5 protein-coding genes are annotated in these 5,248 nt (G+C 38.2%); 1 reads left to right on the top strand and 4 read right to left on the bottom strand.

All coding sequences use genetic code 11. The features are described from left to right. The first annotated feature begins 326 nt into the window (after positions 1-326). Positions 327-1,898: a cation:proton antiporter family protein gene (locus HRT50_RS17595; protein WP_291616923.1), complete on the top strand. Its 1,572-nt coding sequence runs from the start codon at positions 327-329 to the stop codon at positions 1,896-1,898. Between the two features lie 494 nt (positions 1,899-2,392). Here HRT50_RS17595 and HRT50_RS17600 read toward each other — a convergent pair whose 3' ends face one another. The 4 genes from HRT50_RS17600 to tmk form a co-directional block, all read right to left on the bottom strand. After that, complete coding sequence (locus tag HRT50_RS17600; RefSeq protein ID WP_291616925.1) at positions 2,393-3,160, bottom strand: TatD family hydrolase; 768 nt, start codon at positions 3,158-3,160, stop codon at positions 2,393-2,395. A 124-nt stretch (positions 3,161-3,284) separates the two neighbouring features. Next, entirely contained in the window at positions 3,285-3,611 is a 327-nt protein-coding gene (locus HRT50_RS17605; RefSeq protein ID WP_291616927.1) for a PilZ domain-containing protein, read from the bottom strand. Between the two features lie 9 nt (positions 3,612-3,620). Then, entirely contained in the window at positions 3,621-4,634 is a 1,014-nt protein-coding gene (locus HRT50_RS17610; RefSeq protein ID WP_291616929.1) for a DNA polymerase III subunit delta', read from the bottom strand. Between the two features lie 9 nt (positions 4,635-4,643). Beyond that, positions 4,644-5,248, bottom strand: a 605-nt coding sequence (tmk, locus tag HRT50_RS17615) for a dTMP kinase (RefSeq protein ID WP_291616931.1), incomplete at its 5' end; no start/stop codon positions are given.

Here is a 5,248-nt window from a genome sequence, read left to right on the forward strand (position 1 = left end):
CTGGACTCTTTTAATATATTGGTGTGGTAACTTTTATATTACCTCACTCGTTAAGGGTGAGGGAGTCCAATTATCTATTACTCAAACAAGTACCTTATTATCATAAATTTATTGTCGTCAAAACTTACTCGTTTAACGAATTAAGTTGGTATAAGGGATTGTTTTTAAGGTAAACTTATCCTCTATACTGGTAAATACCTGCCAAGGTATTTACCAGTATAGAGTAACGTCTGCGAGCTAGTAGATATCAAAATTTATGCCTGCGAATGTTACCAAACACCCTAGAATTTTTCCGCTCAGTAAAACAACTTAAATAGAGTAATGCTATGGACTTTATCTGGATACTTTTCGCCTTTATCTGCGGCTTGGCAGCAAAAACCACCTCACTTCCTCCCTCCATTGGTTTCCTTGCGGCTGGTTTTATCCTAAATATAGCTGGTTATCAAGCCGATGAAAGCTTGAGTGTACTCAGTGATTTAGGTATCACCATCATGCTATTTACCATAGGTTTAAAGCTCAACGTGAAAAACCTATTCAAAACGGAAGTTTGGCTGGGCTGCTCTTTACATACTTTACTTTGGATTGTGGTCACCATAAGTTTTATTAAAATACTCGCGCTAATGTCAGTGAGTTATTTCAGTGATTTAGATTTTATGACTGCAGCGTTAATCGCTTTTGCTTTAAGCTTTAGCAGCACAGTATGCGTGATAAAATTATTAGAAGAAAATGGCGAGATGCGTACGCGCCACGGCAAATTAGCGGTAAGTATACTGGTTATTCAAGATATTGTTGCCGTTGTATTTTTAGTTGTTGCTACCGGTAAAACGCCATCAATATGGGCTTTTGCGCTACTGGGGCTATTTCTAATCAAACCCCTTATTAATAGAGTGATTAGTCATGTAGGTCATGGTGAACTAATTCCCTTAATGGGATTTTTCCTAGCACTTGGTAGCTATGAATTATTCGAACTAGTTAACATTAAGGGGGACTTAGGTGCGCTTATTGTTGGTATGTTCTTAGCCTCTCATGTTAAAGCCTCTGAAATTAATAAAGCCTTAATGAGTTTTAAAGATATCTTTTTAATCGGCTTCTTCTTATCCATTGGGTTTACTGCGATACCAACACTAGAAATGCTAGGTTTAGCGAGTATATTAGTGCTGCTAATACCGATTAAATTCGCTCTGTTTTATGGAATTTTCAGTCTATTAAAAATGCGTTGTCGTAGTGCTTTCCTCAGCGCCTTATCATTAAGTAATTTCAGTGAATTTGGCTTAATTGTTGGCGCACTAAGCGTAACCGCTGGCTGGCTGAGTAATGATTGGTTAGTGATCATGGCATTAAGTGTATCCATCTCCTTTATTTTAACGAATATCGTTTATCGCTTTGCCCACACGCTCTTCGCTAAACATAGACGTTTTTTATCCTATTTTGAGCGCCAAGAAAAACTCGAAGAGGACAGTTTCTGCCAACCTTGTCAGCGGCCTATTGTTATAGTCGGCATGGGCCGTGTTGGCATGGGGGCTTATCAAGCCATTAACAGCCATAGTACAAATCCTGCATGGGGTTTAGATGCAGATAAAGACAAAATAACCTGGTTAACGAGTCAAGGGATTGAAGCTTATTATGGTGATGCTGAAGATATTCACTTTTGGGAAAGTATTGATCTTTCACGCATTGAATTAGTCTTACTTGCGCTACCTTCAGTACAAGATGCAATCAGCATTACTACGCAATTAAATTCAGCAAATTATCAAGGGAAGATTGCTGCTGTCGCCCGCTATGATGATGAACGTTTACAACTAGAGGAATTCGGCATTGATAAAGTTTTTAACTTTTATACCGAGGCTGGGGTCGGTTTTGCTGAAGAAAGTTTAGCTTTATTAACTGAAACTAGGTAATAAAGAGTAACTGATGATAGCCGCTTACTGCGCTTATTATCAGTTAATATCAATACATTTCTGGCTCTAAACAGGCAAATAAATGGACAAAACCACACTGTGCAAATCCTGTGTAAAAGGTGTGATAAAGCGGTGTTACAGCTGTTAACAATACCAGTTAAAAACCTGTTCAAAACAAGGAAAACACCACCTAAACACTTGTAATATAATAATTAAATAAATAATCAATAAAACATTAGCTATTTAAAAAACATACACTACACTTAATTACACAAGCTTAGCAGGAAGTAAGGTTTTTCCTGCTAAGGTGTTAGTAAACAGGATTTTACACCCTAGTTTATTTTTGTTTTTGTTTTTATCTTAATTACCAGATAATGGTGAATTAGCGCACGGCTCAAACCCCTTGAGCCAATCCTTAAGCCCAAACGTTTGTTTGGGCCTTTTTTTGTCTTAAATTTATCAAGGTATCTATAGATGGAAGTTTTAACAGCGGATTAAAGCTTAAAAAGACGATTAAAGTTATCACTAGAAAGTTTAGCTATTTCTTCAACCGACTGGCCGCGAATACTTGCTAAATGTTTGGCGACTTCGACCACATAAGCGGGTTGATTTTCTTTACCTCGGTGAGGTACAGGAGCAAGATAAGGTGCATCAGTTTCGATTAAAAATTTATCATCAGGCACTAAAGCCGCAACTTCTCTTAATGCTGTGGCATTTTTAAAGGTAACTATACCTGAAAAAGAAATATAAAAGCCTAACGCTATCGCTTGCTCTGCCATATCCCAGCTTTCAGTAAAGCAATGTAGAATACCTCCTACTTGCTCTGCCCCTTCACTGCGCAGTAACGCTAAAGTATCTTCTTGTGCTGCTCGAGTATGAATAATAAGTGGCTTATTTAATTGCTTGGCAACGTGAATATGTTTTTTGAATGAATCAAGCTGCAAGGCTTTAGTCTCAGGCGCGTAATGGTAATCCAAACCCGTTTCACCAATAGCGATTACTCGGTCATTTTGACTTAAGGCTAATAGCTGCTCAGGTATAATTTCATCTTCTTGATTTAAAGGGTGAGCGCCGCAAGTCAGCAATACATTGTCATAATGAGCGGTTTTTTCTGCCATTTGAGGAAAATCAGCTAAGGTCACGCTGACACAAAGCAACTTATCTACTTTAGCCGCTTTGGCAGCCTGGATAACATTATCCAGATTATCATCATAAAGGGATAAATTAAGGCGATCTAAATGGCAATGAGAATCTATAAACAACGAGGAGCTCCTGTGCTTTAAAAGGTTTGGCTTTGAATAGCCGTTATAATTTTTGTCACTTATTTATTGTGTGACAAGAAAGCCGTATTATACCAATCGAACTAATTAATTATTCCGTTTGGTATTACATAGTTAACGTCGGCTCTGAAGAATTTAAATGTCGAGCGATTATTTGCTCAATTTGATGGCGAGTTTTTTCAGGATCTTTAACAAAAGTAACACCAACACCAGGAGGAGTACCGTTTTGCGCGCCAATAGGGGTCAACCAACAAACTTCACCATGAACAACAGACTCTTCTAACGCATCTGGCAGTAATATGTGTAATTCAACTTCATCACCGAGATCATATTGGCGTGGTGTACGAACAAAAACGCCACCTTCTTTAAGAAAAGGCATAAAGGCAAGATATAAATCACGCTCTGAATGAAACTCTACGTTTAATGGAACCAAGTTGCTCTCCTATGTCGATGGTCTAACGATATCATTTATCGTCATAAGTAGCTGTTCAGCGACGAATTGTCGATTAGCTTGTGTATAAGACTTTATCAGTTTATTACTACTGATGATAGCTTGATATATTTGATTCAACACCTGTACTGAAATTTTCTGATTAACAATCTGCGTAGGCTGTTCAGGGTCATTATCTGAGCTATTGAAGAGATAATATTGCCTTACTAAGTTACAGGTTATCTTTTCTAGCCAACGTAAACCGTGTTTATTATCCACAAGCTGGTTGAGTAAAGTAGCTTCACTTTGACCATGATTTAAGTAATCTAAAAAGCATTGATTAAAGGCTTGAAACGCTTGGAAAACATCTTCATCGGTTAATTCGGGCAATTGGGATAAATTAACAAAAGCATTAGCATTTATCTTGCCATTAATACTAGAGCCATTGGCTATTTGAGAATTACCATGCAGCGATGTTGTGAGTTGAGCCAATAATGCTTCACCGACCATAGGTCTGATAGCATATATTGCACAGCGACTAATTATGGTCGGTAATAAACACTCAATATCATCGGTAATTAAAACAATATAACTGTTCGCGCTTGGCTCCTCTAAGGTCTTTAATAAAGCATTAGCAGCAGCAATCGTCATTGTTTGCGCTTGAGGAATTAATATTGTTTTCAACCGGCCAAGATGCGCTGTTTTTTCTAAGAAAGCATTACCGCGACGAACATCATCAACGCCTAAGGTTTTATTCTCACTGGTTAATAATAAATGATCGGGATAACTGTTACTTTTTCTTAATAAACAAGCTTTGCATTGCTCACAGGCTCTGCTGATGCTGCCATCATCAGCAGAATCACTGCTTGATAATGGTTGTTGGCATATTAGTAAATCAATTAGCCACTTTGCCAAGGCATCTTTACCCGCACCAGCTATACCTTGCAAGATAATGGCATGAGCCAAGGTTTGTTGCTGATATTGTCGGCTTAATTGCACTTGTTTTTCGCGGCATATTTGTAACATATGGGCTATCTAATCCAAGTCTGCTTGCGCGATAAATTTGACTACCGCTTGTTCTATATCTTGATGCACGGCTAGCATTGTTTGTGCTGCATTAACTGTCACAATAGATGTATCCTGTGCGGCTAGCTCGCGATATTTATTATGAACACGAATAAAAAATTCCATCTGCTCTAATTCAATACGGTCTAAATCACCTCGTGCTTTTGCACGAGATAAACCAATATGTGGGTCTATATCTAAATAGAGAGTGATGTCAGGGCGAAAGCCTTTTAAAGTAATATTACTGATAGTATCCATAATATTTTCGTCAAAGCCTCGACCGCCGCCTTGGTATGCACGTGAACTTAAATCATGGCGATCACCAATTACCCATTTGCCTTCAGCTAAGGCTGGCAATATTTTGTTGGCAAGCAATTGACTGCGACTGGCATACATAAGTAACAATTCTGTTTCAATAGTAAGCTTTTCTTGATGATCTACTGATTTGACCATATCACGCAAGGATTCAGCCAAAGGTGTGCCACCTGGCTCTCTGGTATTAACATAGTCAATACCTTGTTTCTTTAAGATATTTTCTATTACTGCGATAGCCGAGGATTTACCCGCACCTTCCA

This window comes from Colwellia sp. (genome assembly GCF_013215345.1).
In the GTDB taxonomy this organism is placed as follows: domain Bacteria; phylum Pseudomonadota; class Gammaproteobacteria; order Enterobacterales; family Alteromonadaceae; genus Colwellia.